This window comes from Cellulosimicrobium sp. 22598, from assembly GCF_052044445.1.
Classification (GTDB): Bacteria; Actinomycetota; Actinomycetes; order Actinomycetales; family Cellulomonadaceae; genus Cellulosimicrobium; species Cellulosimicrobium cellulans_G.
The window spans coordinates 241,546-263,543 of record NZ_JBQEMZ010000003.1 but is presented as its reverse complement, the minus strand read 5'-3'; the positions used below and the strand labels follow the sequence as shown (position 1 = coordinate 263,543).

At 76.1% G+C, this 21,998-nt stretch carries 15 protein-coding genes; 10 read left to right on the top strand and 5 right to left on the bottom strand.

Going from position 1 to position 21,998, the window contains the following annotated elements:
• Nucleotides 1-9: 9 nt before the first annotated feature.
• The gene (locus ACTJIY_RS05420; RefSeq protein ID WP_440674913.1) at nt 10-4,539 is read right to left on the bottom strand and encodes a LamG-like jellyroll fold domain-containing protein; all 4,530 of its coding nucleotides are present in this window, start codon (nt 4,537-4,539) and stop codon (nt 10-12) included.
• Nucleotides 4,540-4,767: 228 nt separating this feature from the next.
• Here ACTJIY_RS05420 and ACTJIY_RS05415 point away from each other — a divergent pair, with 228 nt between their 5' ends.
• The 5 genes from ACTJIY_RS05415 to ACTJIY_RS05395 all read left to right on the top strand — a co-directional run bounded on the left by ACTJIY_RS05415 (nt 4,768) and on the right by ACTJIY_RS05395 (nt 9,895).
• Nucleotides 4,768-6,159 carry a hypothetical protein gene (locus ACTJIY_RS05415; RefSeq protein WP_440674912.1) on the top strand — a complete coding sequence of 464 codons (1,392 nt, stop codon included), beginning with the start codon at nt 4,768-4,770 and terminating at the stop codon, nt 6,157-6,159.
• 64 nt (nt 6,160-6,223) lie between these two features.
• On the top strand, nt 6,224-6,943 hold the full coding sequence (locus ACTJIY_RS05410) for a hypothetical protein (protein ID WP_440674911.1): 720 nt from the start codon (nt 6,224-6,226) through the stop codon (nt 6,941-6,943).
• A complete protein-coding gene (locus ACTJIY_RS05405; protein WP_253052918.1) occupies nt 6,940-7,770 on the top strand; it encodes a polysaccharide deacetylase family protein in 831 nt (276 codons plus the stop codon). Before ACTJIY_RS05410 ends, ACTJIY_RS05405 begins: the two co-directional genes overlap by 4 nt.
• Nucleotides 7,767-8,798, top strand: a complete 1,032-nt coding sequence (locus ACTJIY_RS05400) for a glycosyltransferase (RefSeq protein ID WP_440674910.1) — start codon at nt 7,767-7,769, stop codon at nt 8,796-8,798. Before ACTJIY_RS05405 ends, ACTJIY_RS05400 begins: the two co-directional genes overlap by 4 nt.
• The gene (locus ACTJIY_RS05395; protein ID WP_440674909.1) at nt 8,795-9,895 is read left to right on the top strand and encodes a hypothetical protein; all 1,101 of its coding nucleotides are present in this window, start codon (nt 8,795-8,797) and stop codon (nt 9,893-9,895) included. Before ACTJIY_RS05400 ends, ACTJIY_RS05395 begins: the two co-directional genes overlap by 4 nt.
• Here the strand turns inward: ACTJIY_RS05395 and ACTJIY_RS05390 are convergent.
• The gene (locus ACTJIY_RS05390) at nt 9,869-10,825 is read right to left on the bottom strand and encodes a glycosyltransferase family 2 protein (protein ID WP_440674908.1); all 957 of its coding nucleotides are present in this window, start codon (nt 10,823-10,825) and stop codon (nt 9,869-9,871) included. The genes ACTJIY_RS05395 and ACTJIY_RS05390 overlap by 27 nt on opposite strands.
• Before the next feature lie 167 nt (nt 10,826-10,992).
• On the opposite strand from ACTJIY_RS05390, the gene ACTJIY_RS05385 reads away from it, so the two are divergent.
• Genes ACTJIY_RS05385 through ACTJIY_RS05365 form a run of 5 tightly spaced genes read left to right on the top strand, consistent with a single transcriptional unit; the run spans nt 10,993 to nt 17,780 of the window.
• Nucleotides 10,993-12,996 (top strand): glycosyltransferase, encoded by a 2,004-nt coding sequence (locus ACTJIY_RS05385; protein WP_440674907.1) that lies wholly within the window; start codon nt 10,993-10,995, stop codon nt 12,994-12,996.
• Complete coding sequence (locus ACTJIY_RS05380) at nt 12,993-14,402, top strand: O-antigen ligase family protein (protein WP_440674906.1); 1,410 nt, start codon at nt 12,993-12,995, stop codon at nt 14,400-14,402. The genes ACTJIY_RS05385 and ACTJIY_RS05380 overlap by 4 nt, the downstream gene beginning before the upstream one ends.
• A complete protein-coding gene (locus ACTJIY_RS05375) occupies nt 14,399-15,571 on the top strand; it encodes a glycosyltransferase family 4 protein (protein WP_440674905.1) in 1,173 nt (390 codons plus the stop codon). Before ACTJIY_RS05380 ends, ACTJIY_RS05375 begins: the two co-directional genes overlap by 4 nt.
• Complete coding sequence (locus ACTJIY_RS05370) at nt 15,568-16,599, top strand: glycosyltransferase family 4 protein (RefSeq protein ID WP_440674904.1); 1,032 nt, start codon at nt 15,568-15,570, stop codon at nt 16,597-16,599. Before ACTJIY_RS05375 ends, ACTJIY_RS05370 begins: the two co-directional genes overlap by 4 nt.
• Nucleotides 16,596-17,780 carry a glycosyltransferase gene (locus tag ACTJIY_RS05365; protein ID WP_440674903.1) on the top strand — a complete coding sequence of 395 codons (1,185 nt, stop codon included), beginning with the start codon at nt 16,596-16,598 and terminating at the stop codon, nt 17,778-17,780. The genes ACTJIY_RS05370 and ACTJIY_RS05365 overlap by 4 nt, the downstream gene beginning before the upstream one ends.
• Here ACTJIY_RS05365 and ACTJIY_RS05360 read toward each other — a convergent pair.
• The 3 genes from ACTJIY_RS05360 to ACTJIY_RS05350 are packed head-to-tail and all read right to left on the bottom strand — an operon-like array spanning nt 17,734 to nt 21,952.
• Nucleotides 17,734-18,936 (bottom strand): glycosyltransferase, encoded by a 1,203-nt coding sequence (locus ACTJIY_RS05360; protein ID WP_440674902.1) that lies wholly within the window; start codon nt 18,934-18,936, stop codon nt 17,734-17,736. The two genes, ACTJIY_RS05365 and ACTJIY_RS05360, sit on opposite strands and share 47 nt — an antisense overlap.
• Nucleotides 18,933-20,789, bottom strand: coding sequence for a hypothetical protein (locus ACTJIY_RS05355; protein WP_440674901.1), 1,857 nt, complete (start codon nt 20,787-20,789; stop codon nt 18,933-18,935). Before ACTJIY_RS05355 ends, ACTJIY_RS05360 begins: the two co-directional genes overlap by 4 nt.
• Nucleotides 20,786-21,952 (bottom strand): glycosyltransferase, encoded by a 1,167-nt coding sequence (locus ACTJIY_RS05350; protein ID WP_440674900.1) that lies wholly within the window; start codon nt 21,950-21,952, stop codon nt 20,786-20,788. Before ACTJIY_RS05350 ends, ACTJIY_RS05355 begins: the two co-directional genes overlap by 4 nt.
• Between the last annotated feature and the right edge of the window lie 46 nt (nt 21,953-21,998).

The following is a 21,998-nucleotide window of genomic DNA, read 5'->3' as shown; positions in this document are numbered from 1 at the left end:
CGCGGGTCCTCACGACCCGGGGAAGCCACCGCCCGCGAGAGCCGCGACCTCGGCGGGGCTCAGCGCCCGGTCGAGGAGCAGCACGTCGTCGACCGCGCCCTTCAGGGGGTATCCACCGCCCGGCTGGTCGCCCACGAGGAGCGGCCGGTCGTTCGTCCCGACGGCGGCGGGACCCGGGACCGAGCCCTGCTCGACGCCGTCGACGTACAGGCGCACCCGGCCCCCGTCGAACACCCCGACCAGGTGGGTCCAGGTCGTCCCGTCCACCGGGTAGGCCGAGGTCGCGTTCGCCCGGAAGGTGTCTCCCGACGTCGCCTGGTTCACCCGGAAGAACGCCTTGCCCGCGCTCGACAGACCGATCTCGTACCCGTCGTGGGTCGCGAGGACGGCCTTCTTGACGACGTACTGCGTCGCGACCCGCTCCGGCCGGACCCAGGCCGCCACCGTCATCGGACCCGACACGTCGAGCGCGGCGGCGTCGGGCACGCTCACGCGTCCTGCCGTGCCGTCGAACCGCACGGCGCTGCCCGACACACCGGCGACGCGGCCGACCCCGCTCGACGCGAGCGCGCCGTCCGTCCCCCATCCGGAGCCGTCCGACGCCGTCTGCCCGGTCTCGTCGAAGCGCCACGCCCCGCGCGCCCCCGCGGCCAGCAGCACCCGGACCTCGACCGTCGCGGGCGCGGACCACGCACCCTGCGCACCCGCGCGGACCGTGAACGACGTCGTCCCGGTGAAGCCCGGGGCAGGGGTGAACCGCACCGTGCCCGCCGACGGGTCGAGCACCTCCGCGGTACCGGAGCCCGGCGGGGTCACGACCTCGAGCGTCGTGCCCGTGGCGCCCGAGACCGCCACGGTCCCGTCGACCGCCGTGCCGGCGACGGTCGAGAGCGCGAGGTCCTCCACCACGGGCGGCACGGCGGGGTCGACCGGGTCGGTCCCGGGATCGGTCGGTCCCGTGCCCGGGTCGGTCGGGTCGGTCCCCGGGTCGGTCGGTCCCGTGCCCGGGTCCGTCGGGTCCGTCCCCGGGTCGGTCGGTCCCGTCCCCGGGTCCGTCGGGTCCGTCGGGTCCGTCCCCGGCGCCGTGGCGTCGGAGGTGCCGCCGGCGTAGAGGGCGGCGACCTCCGCCGCGCTCAGCGCCCGGTCGTACAACCGCACACCGTCGACCGCACCCTGGAACGGATACCCCCCACCCGACTGGTCACCGATCGCCAGCGGCAGAGCATTCGTCCCCACCGCCGCAGGACCCGCCACCGAACCCTGCTCCACCCCGTTCACGAACAACCGCAGCCGCGCACCGTCGAACGTCCCCACCACGTGCGTCCACGTCGACCCGTCCGCCACCGGCACCGACGTCGCGTTCACCCGGAACGCATCCCCCGACGACGCCTGGTTCACCCGGAAGAACGGCCGACCCGTACTCGCCACGCTCAGCTCGTACCCGTCCACCTCGTACGACCGCGCCTTCTTCACCACGTGCTGCGTCGCCACCCGCTCCGGACGCACCCACGCCGCCACCGTCATCGTCCCCGCCAGGTCCAACGACGCCCGGTCGGGGACGGTGATCCTTCCGCTCGTCCCGTCGAAGCGGACCGCGGACCCGGCGACCCCGGCGACGCGCGAGGTCCCGCCGGACAGCGTCCCGGTCTGCGACCAGCCCGAGCGGTCCGCGACCGTCGTGCCCGACTGCTCGTCGAGGTCCCAGATACCCCGCGTCCCGCGCTCGGCCAGGACCCGGACGTCGACCGTCGCGGGGGCCGACCAGACACCCCCGGCCCGGACCCGGAACGTGAAGGCGTCGGGACCGACGTACCCGGCCGCGGGCGCGTACGTGAACGCCCCGGTCGACGCGCCCGTCACCGCGGCCGTCCCGTGCGCCGGCGCCTGCACGACCTCGAACGTCGGAGCCCCCGACGCCTGGGCGGCGAGCACGCCCTGCGCCGCGGTCCCCGTCACGGTCGTGAGCGACCCGGGCGTCGCGACGGGCGCGACCGGCCCCGGGGGCGACCCGGCGTAGAGGGCGGCGACCTCCGCCGCGCTCAGCGCCCGGTCGTACAACCGCACACCGTCAACCGCACCCTGGAACGGATACCCCCCACCCGACTGGTCACCGATCGCCAGCGGCAGAGCATTCGTCCCCACCGCCGCAGGACCCGCCACCGAACCCTGCTCCACCCCGTTCACGAACAACCGCAGCCGCGCACCGTCGAACGTCCCCACCACGTGCGTCCACGTCGACCCGTCCGCCACCGGCACCGACGTCGCGTTCACCCGGAACGCATCCCCCGACGACGCCTGGTTCACCCGGAAGAACGGCCGACCCGTACTCGCCACGCTCAGCTCGTACCCGTCCACCTCGTACGACCGCGCCTTCTTCACCACGTGCTGCGTCGCCACCCGCTCCGGACGCACCCACGCCGCCACCGTCATCGTCCCCGCCAGGTCCAACGACGCCGCGTCCGGCACGGTCACCCTGCCCGTCGAGCCGTCGAACCGCAGGGCCATGCCGCTGCGCCCCGTGACCCAGGTCGTCCCGCCCGAGACGGCGCCCGTCTGCCCCCACCCCGACGTGTCGGCGGTGACGAGCCCGGTCCCCTCGTCGAGGTCCCAGCGCCCGCGGGCGCCCGCCTCGGAGGTCACGGCGAGGCTCACCCGCGCCACGTTCGACCAGAGCTCCCCCGCGCGCACCCGGAAGGTGAAGGCGTCGGGCCCGACGTACCCGGCCGCGGGCGCGTACGTGAACGCCCCGGTCGACGCGTCCGTCACCGCGGCCGTCCCGTGCGCCGGCGCCTGCACGATCTCGAAGTGCAGCGGCGCGTCCGTGGGCGACGACCCCCGCAGCACGCCGGTCGCGACGCCGCCCGCGACCGTCGAGGCGGCGCCGTCGGTCGCCGTGGGCGCTCCGAGAGCCGTCCACGCGAGACGCGCCGTGCCGGTCGTCGCGCTCGACGCCGCGAGGACGAGGGCCTCGCCGGGGACGTTGGCCTTCGAGCTCGTGACGTTGTTGTAGGACCCGTCGAGCACGAGGTCGGGCGCGCCGGAGAAGTCGATGTCGTCGAGCGGGGTGACCTTCTCGAGGATGTCGTCGAGCTGCTCGCTCGCGGTGTAGACGACCCGCAGGGACCCCGTCTGCTCGTCCACGAGCACGATGGGCCGGGTGCCGCGGCGGTCGACCTCGTACACCGGGTCCCACGTGCCGTCCGGCCGTCGGACGAGGAGGCCGAGGGTCGTCGCCGACGGCGAGTCGTAGGAGGTCTTGATCGCCGCGTACAGCGTCCCGTCCGACGTGACCGCGACGTTGAGGTGGTCGTCGGCGAACCCGTCGCCGATCGGCAGCGCCGAGGACTGCGCGGGCTTCTCGTCGGCCGACCACGTGGACGGCGACGCGCCGTCCACGTGCGTGCGGAACCCGAAGCGCTCCGTGGCCTGGTTCGACCAGAGCACCCCGACGGTGCCCCCGGGCATCGCGGTCACGAGCGCGATGTCGTCCTCGGTGATGCCCGACGCGAGCGTGATCGCCGACGAGAACGAGGCGTACGGCGCGTCGGCGTAGCGCACCTGCACCGCCGAGGCCGTGTCGTAGGCGACCCACATCCGTCCCGCGCCGTCGACGTCGAGCGTCGCCGTCTCGCTCCCCGGGAGCGAGAGCGCGGTCGCCGTCGGTCGCGAGGTCCACGGCACGTAGGAGTTCGTGCCCGCCGCGTACTGGAGCGAGACGAGCGAGCTCGACGACCCGTGGAGGAGCACGTGCACGACGTCCCCCACCTGCTTGACGTCGGCCCGCACGTCGGTCCGCGTCGACACGGACGCCACGTTCGTCCACGCGGCGCCGTCGTACCGCCAGACCCACGTGCCCGCGGGCGTCGTGGACGCCGACGCGAGGACGGCCCACCACGAGCCGTGCGCGAACCACACCTTCGACTGCGGCTTCTCCCCCGTGTTGCCCGTGAGCGGGATCCCGGGCGCGGTGAGGGCGGTCGCCGCGTCCGGGGCCGGAGCCGGTCCGGCGGGCTCGTCCGCCGTCGCGGCGGCGGGCTGCCACGACAGGCCGACGAGTCCGTCGCCCGCCGGCACCTCGACCTCGACGAGGTACCGCTCGCCCGCCCTCGCGTCGACCGTGGCGGCGGACGTCGAGACGTCGCCGTCGTCGTCGTTCGTCGCGACGACCGGGCCCCGGCCGGACCCCTCGCGCACGCGCAGGACGGTGTCGAGCTCGCTGCCCGCCGTGGAGAACGTGACCGGGCCGGACCGCGGCGCGGTCCAGGACCACCACAGGGACCGGGCGACCGTGCTCGGGGACTCCGGCCCGCGGTGCGACGCCGGGAAGTTCGGGGCGACGTCCTGCCCGACCGTGCCGCCGACGACTCGTGCTTCCGCGGCGACGTCTCCGACGACGTCGTCCGCCGCGGCGGCGGCCGGTGCCGCGCCCCACCCCCCGTGCTCGGAGGCGGTGACGAGGACGCCGACGCCGAGGGTGACGGCGAGCAGCGCGGCGACGGCGCGGACGGGACGACGGCGTCGTCGCGCGGGAACGGACATGATGACCTGCCAGTCGTGTGTGCTCGGACTCTCAGCGAGGGAAACAGCGCTCGCCCCCCGGGCGCACGTACCACCTCTGATCGAACCATGCGGGGACCAGGAGCGGGAGGGCGCTCGGGCAAGTTCACCCGCGCGAGGGCTACTGACCGCCTGCCGAGGGTCGTACGTTACTGTCTGCTGGTCGGTCGCCGGCACACACGTGTACCGGAGACACAGGGGAGGTCCCAGATGACGGAACCCCGGACGCTGGACGTCGGTCCCGCCGACGTCGGCACCACCGACGGCGTCGCGGCGCGGCGAGGAACGACGCCCGTCGGCGAGTTCTCCCCGTCCTCGCTGAGCTACGTGCACGACGCGCGGCGCGGCACGTTCGTGCACCAGTACGACCGTGACCTCCAGCTCGTCGTCGTGTGGTCGGCCGCCCGCGCGCACGAGGCCGAGGTCCTCGAGATCCTCCGGCGGGAGCTGCGCGTCGTCGCGGAGATCGAGGTCCGCTGGTCCCCCGACGAGGTCGTCACGAACTTCGAGCGCCTCTACGGCCAGGAGCTCTGGGGCACGTCGCCCAAGCCTCTCGAGGTCGGTGCCGGGCCGTTCCTGCTCGTCGTCGTCGAGGATCCCGACCCGCGCTACGGGTACGGGCAGAACGTCACCGGGTACGTCGAGCTGACGAACCTCGCCGTGGCCCGCGCCAAGGCGGCCGCGCGGGCGCTCGTCGGCGGGTACCGGATCCACTCGAGCAACAACATCCGCGAGTTCTTCCACGACGCGACGCTGGTCCTCGGCGAGGAGCGGCTCCGCGCGGTCCTCGAGCACACCGGCGACGCCCCCTACCGGGAGGTCGTGGCGGAGGACGTCGTCGGCAGCGGCGGCTGGCGCGACCTGGCCGAGCTGTTCGGCGTCCTGCGGCTGACGAGCGAGTACGTCGTCCTGCGCAACGCCGAGGACCTGCCGCTGCGCCTCGAGGACGACCGCGAGATCGACGTCCTCGCGCGCGACCGGACCGACCTGGCGGCGGTCGCCGGCGCGCGCCCCCTCGACCCGGGCGGCGACGGTGTCCAGCACGGCTGCCTCGTGGCGGGCGAGCAGGTCGTCCTCGACGTCCGCGAGGTCGGCGACGGCTACCTCGACCGCCGCTGGCAGGACGACCTGCTGCGGCGGCGCACCTGGCACGCGGGCACCGTTGCGGTCCCCCGCGCCGACGACCACCTCTTCTCGCTGCTCTACCACGCGAAGGTGCAGAAGCCCGCGGTCAAGCCGGTCTACGTCCCCCGCCTGCGAGAGCTCGCGCGCGCGGTGGGCCTGCCCGAGGACGTCGCCGCACGCGTCACCGACGACGACGTCGCGGCGTCCGTGCTCGACGGCTTCCTCTCGGCGCACGGCTACGGCCTGCCGCGCAGCGAGGACGCGGGGGTGCACCGCAACGACGCGTTCGTCGAGCGGTTCCGGCTCACCGCGGTGGAGCCGAGCACGCTCGCGCTCGCCCGCACGGAGCTCTGGCAGGCGGCTCGAGGCTCGCGCGTCGCCCGGGCGGCGGCACGCTCGTCGGTCCTGCGCGGCGCGTTCCGGGGTGCCCGGTCGGTCGCCCGGCGCGTGATCGGACGGGGGCGGCACGATGGCTGACACCCGGCCTGACGGTCCGGCGGAGGGAGGTCCCGTCGGTACGGGGGCGCCGATCGGACGCGACGTGCGGCCGGAGCCCGGCGTGCGGCGCACGCTCGTGAGCCGCGTCCTGGGGCGCGCGAAGCTCGTCTACCTGTTCGGGTGCCCCGTGGGGGCGACGTTCGTCAAGAGCACCGACTACGCGGTCACCGTCTACACGACGACCCGCGGGCGACCGACCGTCGGCAAGTTCTTCGCGCGCGGCGAGCTCGGGCGCGAGGGGTTCGCGGCGGAACGTCTCGCGGCAGACGTCCTCGGCGACCGCGCGTGGCGCATGCCCGTCGTCCGGTGGCACCGGCGCGGTCTCACCGTGCCGCGGCTGCCCGACGAGGCGCGGCTCGACCTCGCGTGCCGCGGCATGGACCGCGCGCAGCGGGTCGAGGCGGGGGCGTGGGCGCTCGACGTGCTCCTCGAGATCTACCTGGAGGGGTACCTGCACGGAGACCTCCAGCCGCACAACGTGTGGCTGCTCGACGGCCGGCTCGTCGCGACCGACTTCGAGACCTTCTCGCGCCGGACCTCCGGCATCCCGTTCCTCGACTCGGGCGACGTCACCGGCAACGACCCCGCCCCTCGACCGCGGCCGCTCGACCCGGCGTTCGACCCCGACGACGACTGGTCCTTCCACCACGTCCTGGGGGTCACGCTCGACGACGCCGTGCGCGCGCTGCGCGCACGCCTGGCCGCGGCGGACGACGACGCGTCCCGCCGCCGGCTCGCCGCGCTGGACGGGCGGACGGCATGACCCCCACGACGACCCGCGCGCCGAGGGGACGGTCGGCACCCGACCTCGTCGTCCGCCGTCGCGACATCGAGCGCGACGACCCGCCCGCCGGCGCCTTCCGCGGGGTCTCCTACGCGCGCGGCCTCGTCCCGTCCTTCCTCACGCGGTCGCTCGGGACGTTCTGCGTGGACACCCCGGACCGGGTGTACTCCCTGACGTACGACGACGGTCCCGACCCCCGGACGACGCCCGGCGTGCTCGACGTGCTCGCCCGGCACGGCGCCACCGCGACGTTCTTCGTGCTCTCGGAGCCGGCACGACGCCACCCGGAGATCGTGCGGCGGATCGTCGAGGAGGGGCACGAGCTCGCGCTGCACGGCAAGGACCACACCTCCCTGCTCACCCTGGACGACGACACGGCCGTCGCGACGATCCGCGAGGCACGCGCCGTGGTCGAGGACGTCGCGGGCACGTCCGTCCGGCTGTACCGGCCCCCGTACGGCGAGCACACGTGGGGCCAGGCGCGCGGCGTGCGCCGCCTCGGACTCGAGCTCACGATCTGGTCCGGCGACGCGTTCGACTGGGTCCACGACGAGGAGGCGGCGGTCGCGGCACGCGCCCTGTCGTCCGTGTTCCCCGGCGCGATCCTCCTGCTGCACGACACCCGGGCCGATCCCGAGACGTTGGGACCGGGCGAGCGGCTGCCCGCGTTCGACCGGGCCGACGTCCTCGAGCGGATCCTCGCCTCGACGCGGGCGCAGGGCTACGCCGAGGTGACGACCGGTGCGCTGACGACGCGCTACCGGCGCGTGCGCAGCGTCGCGCGCGAGCGGATGGCCCGACGATGAACGACCTCCGGGGCCCGGTGCCCGAGCTCTCCGTCGTCATCCCGGCGTACGACGCGGTCGAGACCCTGCCGACCCAGCTCGAGGCGCTGCTCGCCCAGCGCCCGGAGTGGCCCTGGGAGGTGCTCGTCGCCGACAACGGGTCGCGCGACGGGACCGCGGACCTCGTGCGGTCGTGGGCGGCGACCCGGATGCCCGAGCTGCGCCTCGTCGACGCCTCCGCGCGCCGCGGGCCGAGCGCGGCGCGCAACATCGGCGTGGCGGCCGCGCGCGCCCCGCGGATCGCGTTCTGCGACGCCGACGACCGCGTGGGCGAGGGCTGGGTCGCGGCCGTGCGCCGGGCGCTCGACGTCCACGAGTTCGTCGCCGGCCCGTTCGAGGGGGCGCTGCTCAACGCCGGGATGCGCTCGGCCGTCACGTGGACCGCGCAGGCGCACGGCTTGACCGTGAAGCCGTTCCTGCCGCAGTTCGTCACCGCCGGCTCGGGGAACATGGGCGTCCGCAGGGAGGTCTTCGAGGAGGTCGGCGGGTTCGACGAGGGCGCGCGCACCGCGGAGGACGACGACTTCTGCCTGCGCGTCCAGCTGCACGGGCACGCGCTCGCCTTCGACCCCGCGATCGTGCTGCACGTCCGTCGTCGGGACGGGCTCTGGGACGTCTGCAAGCAGGCGTACGCCTACGGGGGCGGTGAGCGGCGGCTGCTGCACCGCTACGCCGAGTTCGTCGCCGAGGCGCAGGCCGCGCCGCCCGAGGCGCCCGAGCCTCCGTCGGCAGGAGGCCCGACCGCCGCGGGCGGCCCGAGCGCCCTCCGTCGTGTCACGGCGACGGGGTTCGCCCTCGTCCGTCGGGTCGGGCGCGTCGCGGGTCGCGCGCTCCGCAAGGCCTCGACGGTGCGCCACCCGGGCGACCTGTCGGACGTCGCATGGCGCGTGTGCTGGTCCCTCGGCTGGAGCCTGACCCGGGTCGACCCCGCGACGCCCCAGGTGAGCCGGGCCCACCCCGCGTCCTTGCAGGGCGACCTGCGGCGATGACGGTCGCGGCCCGGGCACGCGCGGCGATCGCCCGCTGGGACGCCGTGGGAGCGCGGCGTCGTGCGACGCGTGCTGGTGCGCTCGGGCACGTCGACCTGCTCGCTCGCGGCGTCTTCGTGAGCACGTCGGACGGTGTCTGGCACCGGTTCGGCACGCCGCTGCCCGGCCACCTGCGCCGGTCGCGCCAGCACGTCGACGTCGTCGGCGCCGAACCGTCCCGGCACCCGGTCCGGGACGCGCTGCTCCAGGTCGCACGGCGGCTCCCCCCGCCCTGGCTCTTCGTCAGCCACGGTCCGTCCGGCCCCTACACCGTGGTCACCACCACGTTCGAGGGCGGGCTGCTGTTCCTCGAGCCGGGGCGCTCCGTCGCCAGGACCATCGAGGCGGCGAGCGCGACCGAGCGCTACGCGGTGCTGCGCCGACGCTTCGCCGAGCACGTCCGGTGCCCGTCGTACCGCGTGCTCGACGACCTGCTCGTCGAGGAGTTCGTCGCCGGCCGGCACCCGCTCGAGCTCGGCGAGGACGAGCGCGTCGCCCTGGTGCGCAGGCTCGTGCTCGACTACGCGCACCTCGCCCGCGGCGAGTGGGAGACCGATCCCCGACGCATCGTCGAGAGCGCCGTGGACCTCGTCCTCCGCGGCCCGCTCCCGGACGGCTTCCCGCCGCCCGCCGAGCTCGCCGCGTTCGTCGCGCGGACCCCCGAGTGGGGCACCGTCCCGTCGGGCGCCGACCCCCAGGTGAACAACCTCGTCGTCGCACCCGACGGCACGCCGGTCCCGATCGACCTCGGCGTCATGGTCCTCGCGCCGTTCTTCGTGTTCCCCGTCGGGATGATCGCGTCCGCCCACGGGGCCGTCCTCGCGGCCTACCTGGACGGCGACCTGGACGCGGCCGTCGGCGACCTGTTCGCGTCCGGTCGGGCGGCGTTCGACGCGACGCCGCGCGACCGCGTCCTCGTGCTCGCGCTGTGGGCGGCCGTGACGTGCTGGTACGAGGCGAGGCGGCTCGCGGCCGTCGACGACGTCGACCGGGTCGGTTCCCTGCTCGCCGAGCAGTGGGACGAGCTCGGGCTAGCGCTTCCCGGCACGCCCGCCTAGGCGGTCGACGAGGACGCGCAGCGGCGTCGCGGGCGCGAAGCGGGCTGCCCACGCCGCGTCCCCGAGCGCCGCCGGGACGTGGCCTCGTGCGGTCGCGGCGGACGCCGCGCGCGCCGCGCTCCACCACGCGAACCGGTCGTTGGCGCGGAGCCGGTCGTCGTACGCGTCGACGAGGTCGCGACGGCCCGCCGCGAGCGCGTCGGCCCGGTGCCGCCGCAGGATCGTCCGCAGGCTCGTCGCGAGGTCGCGGTGGGACCGCGTGGTGTTGGTCGCGTGGTGGCGGTAGTCCACGAGGACGTCGTCGACGAACGCGAAGGGGCCGAGCGCCGCCGCCTTGAGCACGAGGTCGAGGTCCTCTCCCTGCCGGTACCCCGGGTCGAAGCCGCCGACGGCGTCGAAGACCTCCCGACGGATCACGAGGTTCGGGAGCATGACGCCCGGTCCGCGGATCACGGCGCGCCGGTCCACCGCGGCGCGCTGGTCCGCGGCGACGAGCTCCGCGCCGTCGGCGTCGATCGTCCGCATCCCGCAGTAGCTCACCACGGCGTCCGGACGGGCGGCCATGACCTCGGCGTGCCGCCGCAGCCGGTCGGGGTGCCAGCGGTCGTCGTCGTCGAGGAAGGCGACGAGGTCGCCGGACGTCAGCGCGACGCCCGCGTTGCGTGCGGCCGAGACGCCCGCGGGCGCCCGTCGCACCACACGAGGACGCGGCGCGGCGCCCCGCGCCGCCGTCCCCTCGACGATCCGGAGCAGGGCATCAGGGTCGGGCGAGCCGTCGTCGACGACGACGAGCTCGACGGCGGGGTACGACTGCGCGAGGACGGACGCGAGCGCCTCCGCGAGGAACGGCCCGCCGCGGTTCGTCGCGACGACGACGCTCACGCTCGGGAGGGCGGTGCCGTCCCCGTCCGTCTGCCGGACCTCGCCCACGTCGCTCCTCCGTGTCTCCGCATGTCTCCGCATGTCACCGCATGTCACGGCCATGTCTCGGCCGTGTCCCGTCCTGTGCGGCCGCTCCGTACCCGGCCCGCGGACGGACGGGGTGAAATCGGCGGATTCCCGCGGGATCCGTGGCCTGCTGGGGGACAATCTCCCACATGAGGGTCCTCCGCGTCTCGCACAGCGCCGTGGTCGACGCCTGGCGCGAGCGCGAGCGCGAGCTGCGTGCGCGGGGGGTCGACGTCCGGCTGCTGTCGGCGCGCGCGTGGGACGAGGGCGGCACGACCGTCCACCTCGTGCCCCGCCCGGGCGAGCCGGTGCGGGGCGTGCGGACGATCGGGTCGCACCCCGCCCTCTTCGTGTACGACCCGCTCCCCCTGTGGCGCGCGCTCGGGCAGGAGTGGGACGTGCTCGACGTGCACGAGGAGCCCTTCGCGCTCGCGACGGCGCAGGTCCTCCTGCTGCGCCGGCTGCGCGCGGTCGTCTCGCGCCGCCCCGCCCCGCCGTACCTCCTCTACTCCGCGCAGAACCTCGACAAGCGCTACCCGTGGCCGTTCCGGTGGTTCGAGGCGCGCGCGCTGCGCGGTGCTGCGGCCGTGTCGGTCTGCAACGACGAGGCGGGCCGGATCGTGCGCGCCAAGGGCGCCCGAGGGCGCGTCGAGACGGTCCCGCTGGGCGTCGACCCGGCGGTCTTCGCGCCCGACGCCGGTCGGGACGACCGCGCCCCGGATCGCCTCCGCGTGGGGTACGCCGGACGGCTCGCGCACCACAAGGGCGTCGACGTGCTCCTCGCCGCGGTCGCGGGCGACGACCGGCTCGACCTCGTCGTCGCGGGCGACGGCCCGGACCGCGCGGCGCTCGAGGAGGCGGCGCGACCGCTCGGCGACCGGGTCCGGTTCGTCGGCGCGCTCGCGGACGCCGAGCTCGTCGCGTTCTACCGCTCGCTCGACGCGCTCGCCGTCCCGTCGCGCGAGACGCCCGGCTGGGTCGAGCAGTTCGGGCGGGTCGCGGTCGAGGCGATGGCGTGCGGCGTGCCGGTCGTGGCGACCCGCACGGGAGCGCTGCCCGACGTCGTGGGCGGCGCGGGCCTGCTCGTCGCCTCCGAGGACCCGGCCGCCCTGCGCGCCGCGCTCGTGCGCGTCCGCGACGAGGACGGCCTGGCCGACCGCCTGCGCGCAGCGGGGGCGGAGCGCGCGGCGGCGTGCTCGTGGGCCGAGGTCGCCCGCCGCTACGCCGGGCTCTACCGGACGGCGGTCGACGGCGGGCCGGGCTCCGCGCGTGCGCGGCCGACCGACGAGCGCGACCCGTCCGCGGGCGTGCCGCCCGAGGTCGTCGTCGTCGCCTACGGCTCCCCCGCGATGGTGCGCGACGCGCTCGCCCCGCTCGCCGGGAAGTACCCGATCACGGTCGTCGACAACTCGTCCCTGCCCGAGATCCGGGAGATCACCGAGCTCGCGGGCGGGCGCTACCTCGACCCCGGCCGCAACGGCGGGTTCGCCGCGGGGGTGAACCACGCGCTCGCCCACCGCCAGGTGCCCGGCGCCGACGTCCTCCTCCTCAACCCGGACGCCGTCGTGACCTCCGAGGACGTCCAGGCCCTCCACCGCGCGCTCCACGCCGACCCGGGGATCGCGAGCGTGGGGCCGGAGCAGGTGGACGACGACGGCACCCGGGCGCGCGTGGTCTGGCCGTTCCCGTCCCCGGCGGCCACGTGGACGGAGGCCGTCGGGCTCGCGCGGCTGCGCCGGACCCCGGCGGAGCGCTCGTTCGTCATCGGCTCGGTGCTGCTGCTCCGCGCGGCGGCGCTCGACGACGTGGGCGGCTTCGACGAGCGGTTCTTCCTCTACGCGGAGGAGACCGACTGGGCGTACCGCGCGGTGCGGGCCGGGTGGCGGCACGCCGTCGTGCCCGAGGCGCACGCGCTGCACCTCGGCGGCGCGACGAGCAGCGACCCGAGCCGCAGGGAGACGCACTTCCACGCGTCGCAGGAGCGCTACCTGCGCAAGCACCACGGTCGCGCGGGCTGGGCGCTCGCGCGTGCCGGGGCCGTCGTCGGGGCGGCGGCCCGCTCCGTCGCGCTGCGCGGGGACGGTCGCGCGTCCGCGCGGCGGCGGCTGCGGCTCTACCTCGCGGGGCCCGTCCGCACGGAGTCGGCGCTGTGACGCAGCGCGTCCCGCTCCTCCGGCGTCGGCCCGTCCTCTACCGTGCGCCGCGCGTCCCCGGCGCGCTCGCCGCACGCAGCCGGACCGTCGCCGCCTGGCTCCTCGGGGGAGCCGTCGTCGTCGCGCTCCTCGCGCTCCTCGGCTTCGTCGTCCCCGAGCTCCAGACGGCCGCGGTCGGGGGTGCGGTGATCGTCCTGATCGTGGGGCTCACCGCGTACGAGCCGGTCGCCCTGCCGATCCTCGCCATGCCCGCGCTCGTGGTCGTCCAGCGCGTCGGCGGCGGCGGGGTCGACCTCTCGCTCAGCGACTTCGCGCTGTTCGGCGCGTTCTGGTTCGCGCTCTTCTTCTCGCCCCGGCCGTTCTCGCGGCCCATGCGGGCGATGCTCTGGCTGTCGTTCGTCTACCAGGTCGCGACGCTCTTCACGGTGATCGTCAACCCCTTCAGCGCGAACGTCGTCGAGTGGTTCCACGCCTGGGTCTCGGTCGCGGGCGCCCTCGTCCTGGGCTGGGCCGTCGGCCGCTCGGGGCGTGCCCGGCTCGGCCTGACCCTCTTCCTCCTGCCCTGTCTCGCGATCGCGGCCCAGACGTGCCTCGTCGCGCTCCAGCAGCTCGCCGTGGGGAACACCGGCCCGGTGTACGTCGACTGGCCGATCGCGATGCACAAGAACTTCATCGGGTGCGTGCTCGCGTTCGCCGCCCTCACGGCCTACGCACGACCGTGGTGGGTCGGCTGGCCGCGCTGGTTCTCGCTCGGGGCGTTCTGGCTCTGCTCCCTCGGCGTGCTCGCCGCCCAGGCGCGGCAGGCGCTCATCGGGCTCGCGATCGGCATCATGCTCATCACGCTGCGGGGCGACCCCGACCGCAAGCGCTCGAAGCTCATCCTGCTCGCCGCGGTCCCGGCCATCTACTTCGTCGTGCTCGCCGTGCAGGAGCAGCTCGAGTCGGGGAACGAGTTCAACTCCGCGAACCAGCGGCTCACCTGGTACGCCGACTCGATCGACGTGTGGCAGCGCAGTCCCTGGGTCGGCATGGGGCTGCGGTGGTGGACCGCGGGCGTCACGGAGTTCGTCTTCCAGCCGCCCAACGTCGAGCTCGAGGTGCTGACGTCCGCCGGGATCGTCGGGCTCGTCGGGTTCCTCGTGCTGTTCCTCGGCGGGATGGTCGTGCTGTGGCGGATCAACCCCCGCTTCGGGACCCTCGCGTTCTCGATGCTCATGATGCGCTTCGTCCAGGGCCAGTTCGACCTCTTCTGGGTGTCCGTCCAGGTGACGGTGCCCTTCGTCATCGTGGGTGTGTGCCTGGGCGCCGAGGCGTACGCCGAGTCGCGGCAGCGCGCCCGCGACGTGACCGGTCGAGAGCTCCCTCTCGACGAGCTGCGATCCGTGCGGGAGATGGCCGAACGATGACCGACCTGCGGATCCTGCAGATCGCCCCGGAGATCGCCCCGGGCAGCGGCGTCGGCGGCGTCGCGCACCACCTGGAGGAGGCGTTCGAGCGCGCCGGGGTACCGACCGCGCGCTTCACGCTCGCCGACGCGCGCGGCACGTGGCTCCCCGAGCCCGGACCGGGCGTCCGGGGCCGGCTCGTGCTCCTCGCGCGGGTCGTGTGGTTCTCCACGGTCGGGACGGTCCTCGCCCGTCGCCGGGTCGCCCGCGAGCGCCGCGCGAGCCGGGGCGCCGGGGACGCAGTGGTCTCGATCTGCCACAACGACGTCCTCGCCGGCGACGTCTACGTCAACCACGGCATCCTCCGGGTCGCCATGCGGGCGCGCGGCGGGTACGCGTGGCGCATGGCGCGCAACCCGCTGCACCTCTTCACGGCGGCCCGCGACGCGCTCCGGTACCGCGGCCGCGCCCACCGCGTCGTCGTCAACCTCACGCGGTCCGAGCGCGACGCGCTGCGCAGCACGTACCCGCGGCTGCGCGCCCGGGCGGTCGTCATCGGCAACGGGGTCGACGTCGCACGCTTCGCGCCGCCCACGCCCGTCGAGCGTGCCGCTGCCCGTGCCGCGGCGGGCGTGCCCGCGGGCGCCGTCCACGTGGTGTTCGTCGGGCACGAGTTCGACCGCAAGGGCCTCGACCTCGTGCTCGCCGCGGCCGCGGACCTGCCGGACGTCCACGTGAGCGTCGTCGGGGGGACGCCGGACATGCTCGCCGACGTCCGGGCGCGGGTCGCCCGCCTCGGGACGGCCGGCCGCGTGCACCTCGCGGGCCGCGTGCCCGACCCCCGGCCCTGGCTGCACGCCGCCGACGCCCTCGCCCTGCCCAGCGCGTACGAGGCGAACGCGCTCGTCGTCCTCGAGGCGCTCGCGTGCGGGGTCCCGGTCGTCGCGACCCCCGTGGGCTATGCGCCCGACGTGGTCGAGGACGGGGTCACCGGGTGGCTGGTGGACCGGACGATCGAGGGCGTCCGGACCGGTCTCGCGGCCGTCGCCGCCCTGGACGACGACGAGCGTGCCGAGGTCTCGGCGCGCGCGCGTGCCGCCGCCGTGCGGCACGACTGGGACGCCGTCGCACGTCGCTACCTCGAGCTCGCGGCGGCGCTCGCCGCCGCACGATCGGAGCCCCGCCCGTGAGGATCCTCCACGCCGTCCGGTCCGACGGCTTCGCCGGCGTCGAGCGGCACGTGGCGCGCCTCGCGCGCGCGCAGTCGGCCGCTGGCCACGACGTCGCGGTCGTCGGCGGCGCGCTCGACGGCATGCGCGCGACGGTGGACGACCCCACCGTCCCCCTCCTCCCGGCGGCCTCGACCGGCGACGTCGTGCGGGCGCTGCGCCGGCACGCGGCGACGGCGGACGTCGTCCACGTGCACATGACGGCGGCCGAGGTCGCCGCGGCCGTCGCGGCCCGCACGACGCGCGGGTTCCCGCCGGTCGTGTCGACGCGCCACTTCGCCCGGCGGCGCGGCACCGGGGCGCGGGGACGGCTCGTCGCGGTCGTCGCCGCGTCGTCGGTACAGGCCCAGATCGCCATCAGCCGGTACGTCGCGGACCACGTGGAGGGGGACAGCGTGGTGGTGCACCCCGGCGTGGCGGACCGTCCCGACGGGCGCGACGCCGCCGCGCGCGACGACGTCGTGCTGGTCGTGCAGCGGCTCGAGGCCGAGAAGCGCACCGACCTCGCGCTCGAGGCGTTCGCGGCCTCCGAGCTCGCGGGCCGCGGCTGGCGGCTCGAGGTCGCGGGCGACGGCGCGCAGCGGACGGCGCTCGAAGGCCTCTCCCGGTCGCTCGGCATCGAGGGCGCCACGTCGTTCCTCGGGGCGCGCGACGACGTCGACGCCCTCCTGGGCCGCGCGGGCCTGCTCGTCGCGCCGTGCCCCGTGGAGGGGCTGGGGCTGAGCGTGCTCGAGGCGATGGCGAGCGGCCTGCCGGTCGTCGCGTCCGCGGCGGGCGGGCACCGCGAGACGCTCGGCGGGATCGACCCGCTCACGCTCTACCCCGCGCTCGACCCGGTCGCCGCGGGCCGCTCCCTGGCCGTGCTCGCAGCCGACCCCGGGCGCCGCGACGCGTGCGCCGCCGCCGGCCGCGCCGCGCAGCGCGCGCGCTTCACGCCCGCGGCGCAGGTCGCCGGGACGGACGCGGTCTACCGCGCGGTGCTCGCGTGACGGCCGCCGCGGGCGCCGTGGGCGATGTGGGCGCGGGCGACGTCGTCGTCCTGTCGCTCGAGCGCTGGGACGACGTGTGGCGCCGCAACCAGTACCTCGTCGCGGAGCTGTGCCGCGCCGACCCGACGGCCCGCGTGCTGTTCGTCGAGCCGGCGGCCGACCCGCTCCACCGGCTCAGCCGGCGCGGCGTCCCCCGCCCCGGCCGCGGTCTGCGCACCGCGCCCGACGTGGACGGGATCGCCCCGGGGCGCGTGCTCCTCCACGAGCCGACCAAGTGGCTCCCTCGCAGGGTCGACCCGCGCGCGGACGCACGGCTCGCACGGTCGGTCGAGCGCGCCGTGGCCCGCGTCGGCCTGCGCCGCCCGGTGCTCTGGGTCAACGACCCCTCCGGCGCCGCGGTCGTGCGGCGCACGGGCTGGCCCGCGCTCTACGACGTCACCGACGACTGGCTCGCCGCCGACCGCTCCCCCGCCGAGCACGCTCGGCTGGTCGAGGACGAGGCGACGCTGCTGGAGCGGTGCGCCGAGGTCACGGTGTGCTCCTCGGGCCTGGTCGCGCGCAAGGGGGCGATCCGCGACGTGACGCTCCTGACGAACGGCGTCGACCTCGACCGCTACCGCGGCGCGTACGACCGTCCGTCCGACCTCCCCGCCGGCCCGGTCGCGCTCTACGTCGGGACCGTGCACCCCGACCGGTTCGACGTCCCGCTGCTGCTCGCCACGGCCCGCGCGCTCGACGGGCGCGCCCGCGTGGTGCTCGTCGGCCCGGTGGTGGACCTCTCCGCCGCCGAGCACGCCGACCTCGCACGCGCCGAGGTCGTGCTCCTCGGTGCCCGTCCCTGGACCGACGTTCCCGCCTACCTGCGCCACGCCGACGTCCTGCTCGTCCCGCACGTCGTCGACGCGTTCACGGACAGCCTGGACCCCATCAAGCTCTACGAGTACCGGGCCGTCGAGCGGCCCGTGGTGTCGACGCCCGTGGCCGGGTTCCGGGACGAGCCCGGGGTGCGGGTCGCCGCCGGCGAGGGCTTCCCGACGGCGGTGCTCGCCGCGCTCGGCGACGCGGCGCCCCCGCGCGCCGACCGGCTCGCCACCGAACCGCCCGACGTCCCGACCTGGCGCGGCCAGGCCGCGCTCATGCGCGCGGCGCTGGCCCGGACACGGACGTCCAGACGTCCGTGAGCACCCGCGCCGTGCGCCCCACGGGGAACCTGCGGAGCGCCGACGCGCGCGCCCGGAGCGCGCGATCGCGGGCCGCGGCCGGGTCGTGCAGCACGTCGAGCAGCGCCGCCGCGATCGCCTCGGCGTCGCCGGGCGGGACGAGGAGCCCGAGCGGGTCACGTCCTTCCTCGGGGTCGTCGAGGATCTCCTCGACGCCGCCCGCCCGCGTCGCGACGACCGGGACGCCCCGGACCATCGCCTCGACGACGACCTGGCCGAACGGCTCGGGCACGGGCGACGCGTGCACGCACACCGCCGCCCCGTCGAGCTCCGCCCGCGGATCCGGCACGAAGCCGACGAGGTCGACGTGGTCGTCGAGCCCGAGCCGGGTCACCTCGGCCCGGACCAGCGCCGCGTAGTCCTCGGCCCCGAACGCCGGCTCTCCGACGACCCGCAGCCGCGCCGTCGGCACCGCGTCCACGACCGTGCGCAGCGCGCGCACGACCTCGAGCTGGCCCTTGGTCGGGCTGAGCCGTCCGACCATGACGACCACGGGCTGCGGAGCCCCGGAGCGGGCCGCGAGCGCGCGCTCGGCGCCCACCACCTGCTCCGGCGCGAACCCCGGGTACGCGACGGCCGTCACCACGGGCAGCGTCTCTGCCGTCGCGCGCGAGTTCGCGACCACCGCCGCGGGGACCCGGCGCGCCAGGCCGCGCACGACCCGGACGAGCGGTCCGGGCAGGTAGTCGGGGGCGATGCGGTCGTGGACGTGCCACACCAGCGGCCGCCGCGCGAGCGCCGCGGGCACGATCCCCAGGAGGTCGGCCTTGAGCGACGTCGTGTGCACGACGTCGGGCCGCAGGGCGCGCACCCGACGCACGAGCCGCCAGAGGAACGGGAGCGTCCGCAGGGCGCCCGTGAGCGTCGACGGCGACAACCGCCCGGCGCGCTCCCGGTCGGCCGTCGCCACCGACGGCGCGAGCACGACGACGTCGACCCGCACGCCGATCTCCTCGAGGCGCGCGCGCAGGGGGCCGTCGGCGAAGAGCAGGACCCGCACGTCCACCTCGGGCCCGAGCGCCGCGCACGTGCGCACGAGCGCGAGCTCCGCCCCGCCGAGCTCCGCGGTGTGGTCGAGGACGAGGACCCGGAGCGGCGGACCGCCCGGGGCGGTCACCACCGGAACGGGCGCTTGCGCTCGTCGGGCGCGGGCTCGTCACCGGTGTCGTCCGGTGTGGCCGGCTCGACCTTGCTCCACGCCGGCGAGAGCACGGCGTTCCGCTTGCCCGGACCCTGCGAGGCGCCGGGCGCGACAGGACCGTCGGGCGCCGTGGACGCGCTGCCGACGGCCCCGGCGGGCGGCGCGGCGCGCCCCGCGGCCTCGTCGACCGCGACCGCCGCCGCGGCGACCGACGCGCGTCGCGTGCCGACCGTGCGCGCGGCCTCGTCCCGGGCGGGCTCCTCCTCCGGCCGGCCGGACCGCGCCGGCCCGGACGGCTCGGCGGGGGCGGGCGCCGGCGCTGCGGCCCGTGCCTCGCCGGCGCCGGTCTCCTGCTCCGTGTCGTCGCCGTACGTGGACGCGTAGAGCATCCGCCGGTCGCCCGTGACCCCGGTGAGCGCGATGCCGAGCAGCGGGACGTTGCTGACGCGCAGCCGCTCCGTCGCCTCGGCGAGCACCGCACGGTCGGTACGTCCGGCCGACGCGATGAGCACGACCCCGTTCGCGTAGCCGCCGAGGATCGTCGCGTCGGCCGCGGCCAGGACCGGGGGCGCGTCCACCACGACGACCTCCGCGTGGTCGCGCAGGCTCCGGACGAGCGCCCGCGCACGCTCCGTGGCGAGGAAGTCCGCCGGGTCCATCTCCTCCTCCGGCACCGGCATGACCCGCAGGTTCGGCACCGCGGTCGGGCGCAGCTCCTGATCCTGGCCCTTCCCGTCCCAGTCGTCGGGGGCCGGGAGCATGCGGTCGAGCTGCGGGCGCCGCAGGTCGCCGGACAGCGCCACCGTGCGGCGCCCGCTCAGCGCGAACGAGGCCGCGAGGTTCGCCGTGATGAACGAGCGCGGTGCCGACGGGTCGGCCGCCGTGACGACGACGACCGTGTGCTTCATGCCGGCCGTGGACACCTGCACAGCGGTGCGGAGCTCGCGGATCGACTCCGTGAAGGGCGTCGCGACCTTGCTCGCGACGGGCAGGGCCTGGGTGTGCGTGAACTCCTTCTCCGCAGGCCGCGTGCCGTAGAGCTCCGCGAGGACCGGCGTGTCCGTGAGCCGTGTGGACTCGGCCGCGCTCCGGACCCGGACGTCGAGCCCCCGCCGGGCGAACGCCAGCCCGATGCCCGCCACGAGGCCCACGAGCAGGGCCAGCGCCAGCACCGTGAGCCGCGAGAGCCCGAGGGGCTCGGCCCCCGTCGCCGGTGCCGCGACCTCGCCCGGCACGGCGATGCCGCGCAGCGAGTTGATCTGCACGGTGAGCGCGGAGTAGTCGCCGACGATGATGTCCTGCTCGGCGAGCGCCAGCGGGTCCTCCGGGTCTGCCCCCAGCCGCTGGCGGACGCCCGCGAGCTGGTCGGCGAGCGCCTGGCGACGGGCCTCGAGCTCGGCGACCTGGTCGGCCTGGATCGTGACGAGCTGCGCCGCGTAGGCGTCCGCGAACGCGTTCGCCACCTCGACGGACCGCGCCTCCTCGGTCGTCGTGGCGTGGATCGCCACCGTCTTGGTCTCGCCGTCGACGTCGGCCGACACCTGGTCCGCCAGCTCGTCCGCCGCCTCGGGCTCGCCGAGCGCGGCGGCCGCGGCGGCCGCGACCTCGGGCGACGTCACGTCCTCGGCGTCGGTCACGACCGTGACCTCGACGAGCGACTCCCCGCCCTGCGCGCTCTGCACGCCGTAGAGCTGGACCGTCGCGGTCGCGCGGTACATCGTCTCCTGCCGGTCGACGTAGAACAGCGCGGCGCCGACCACGACGAGGATCGCGGCGAGCACGTAGTACTTGCCCGCCCAGACGGTGCGGAGGAACTCCCTGATGGTCATCGCTGCGCTCTCCCCCCACCGGGCCGACCCGTACCGACGGTGTGGCCCTGCTGCTGGGCCACCACGCCACGCAGCCGCGCGACGAACCGTTCACGGCCGAACGTCGCGACGTGCGCCGTGACCGCGTCATCATCCCACGTGCGCCCCGCCGCCACCTCGACGGCCTCGGCGACGAGGTCGGGCCGCGGCGCGTCGAAGAAGACCCCGTTGACGCCGTCCACGACCGTGTCGAGGTAGCCCCCGTCGCGCAGCACCACGCTCGGCCGACCGAACGCCCCGGCCTCCAGCGGCGAGAGCCCGTAGTCCTCGTACGACGCCGCGACGAGCGCCGACGCGTTCCGGTAGACCCAGCGCAGCGTCGCATCGTCGACACGGCCGAGCAGGTGCACCCGGCCGCCCCCGCGCGCGGCCTGCGCCTCCAGCCGGGCGCGGTCGGGGCCGTCCCCGACGACGACGAGCTCACGCCCCGTCGAGAGCGCCGCCTCGACGACGACGTCGACGTTCTTGTACGGCAGCAGGCGTGCCACGCACAGGAGGAAGCCGGGCTCCACGCCGGGGACGGCACGCTCCTCGCCGTCGGGCAGCATCGCCGGCGGCGGCGCGAGCACCTCCGCCTCGATCCCGTAGGCGTCACGGATCGCGCGCTGCGTGACGGTCGAGTTGGCGAGGTAGACGTCCGCGCGCCGCGCGGCGGCACCGTCCCACCGGCGCAGCCCCGGGGAGAGGAGACCGAGCGCGGTGGCCGCAGCACGTCGTCGGGCCCGGTGCGCCGCGGAGCCCTCGGACGGCCCGAGGTACCGGTCGCGCTGGTACAGCCACCGCGCCGGGGCGTGGCAGTAGACGACCGTGCGCCGCGCCCCGCGATAGCCGTGCGCCCACCCGGTGGAGGACGCGAGCAGGACGTCGGCCTCGACGCGCTGGCGGTCGACCGCGGGCGCGAGGAACGGGAGCGCGACCCGGTGGTGCCGGCGCAGCAGCGCGGCCCGGTCGAGGGCGGACGTGCGCAGGTCGAGCGAGCCGAACTCGGGGAACGTCCCGGCCGGGTCGTACAGCGTCGTGTACATCGGCGCGCCGGGGAACGCGTCGGCGAGCAGCAGCGCGACCCGCTCCGCGCCGCCACGCTGGGTCGCGTAGTCGTGCGCGAGCGCGACACCGTGGGTCATCGGTCCTCCCTCGCGAACGCAGGCAACCAGCCTAGGTCGGAGGGGC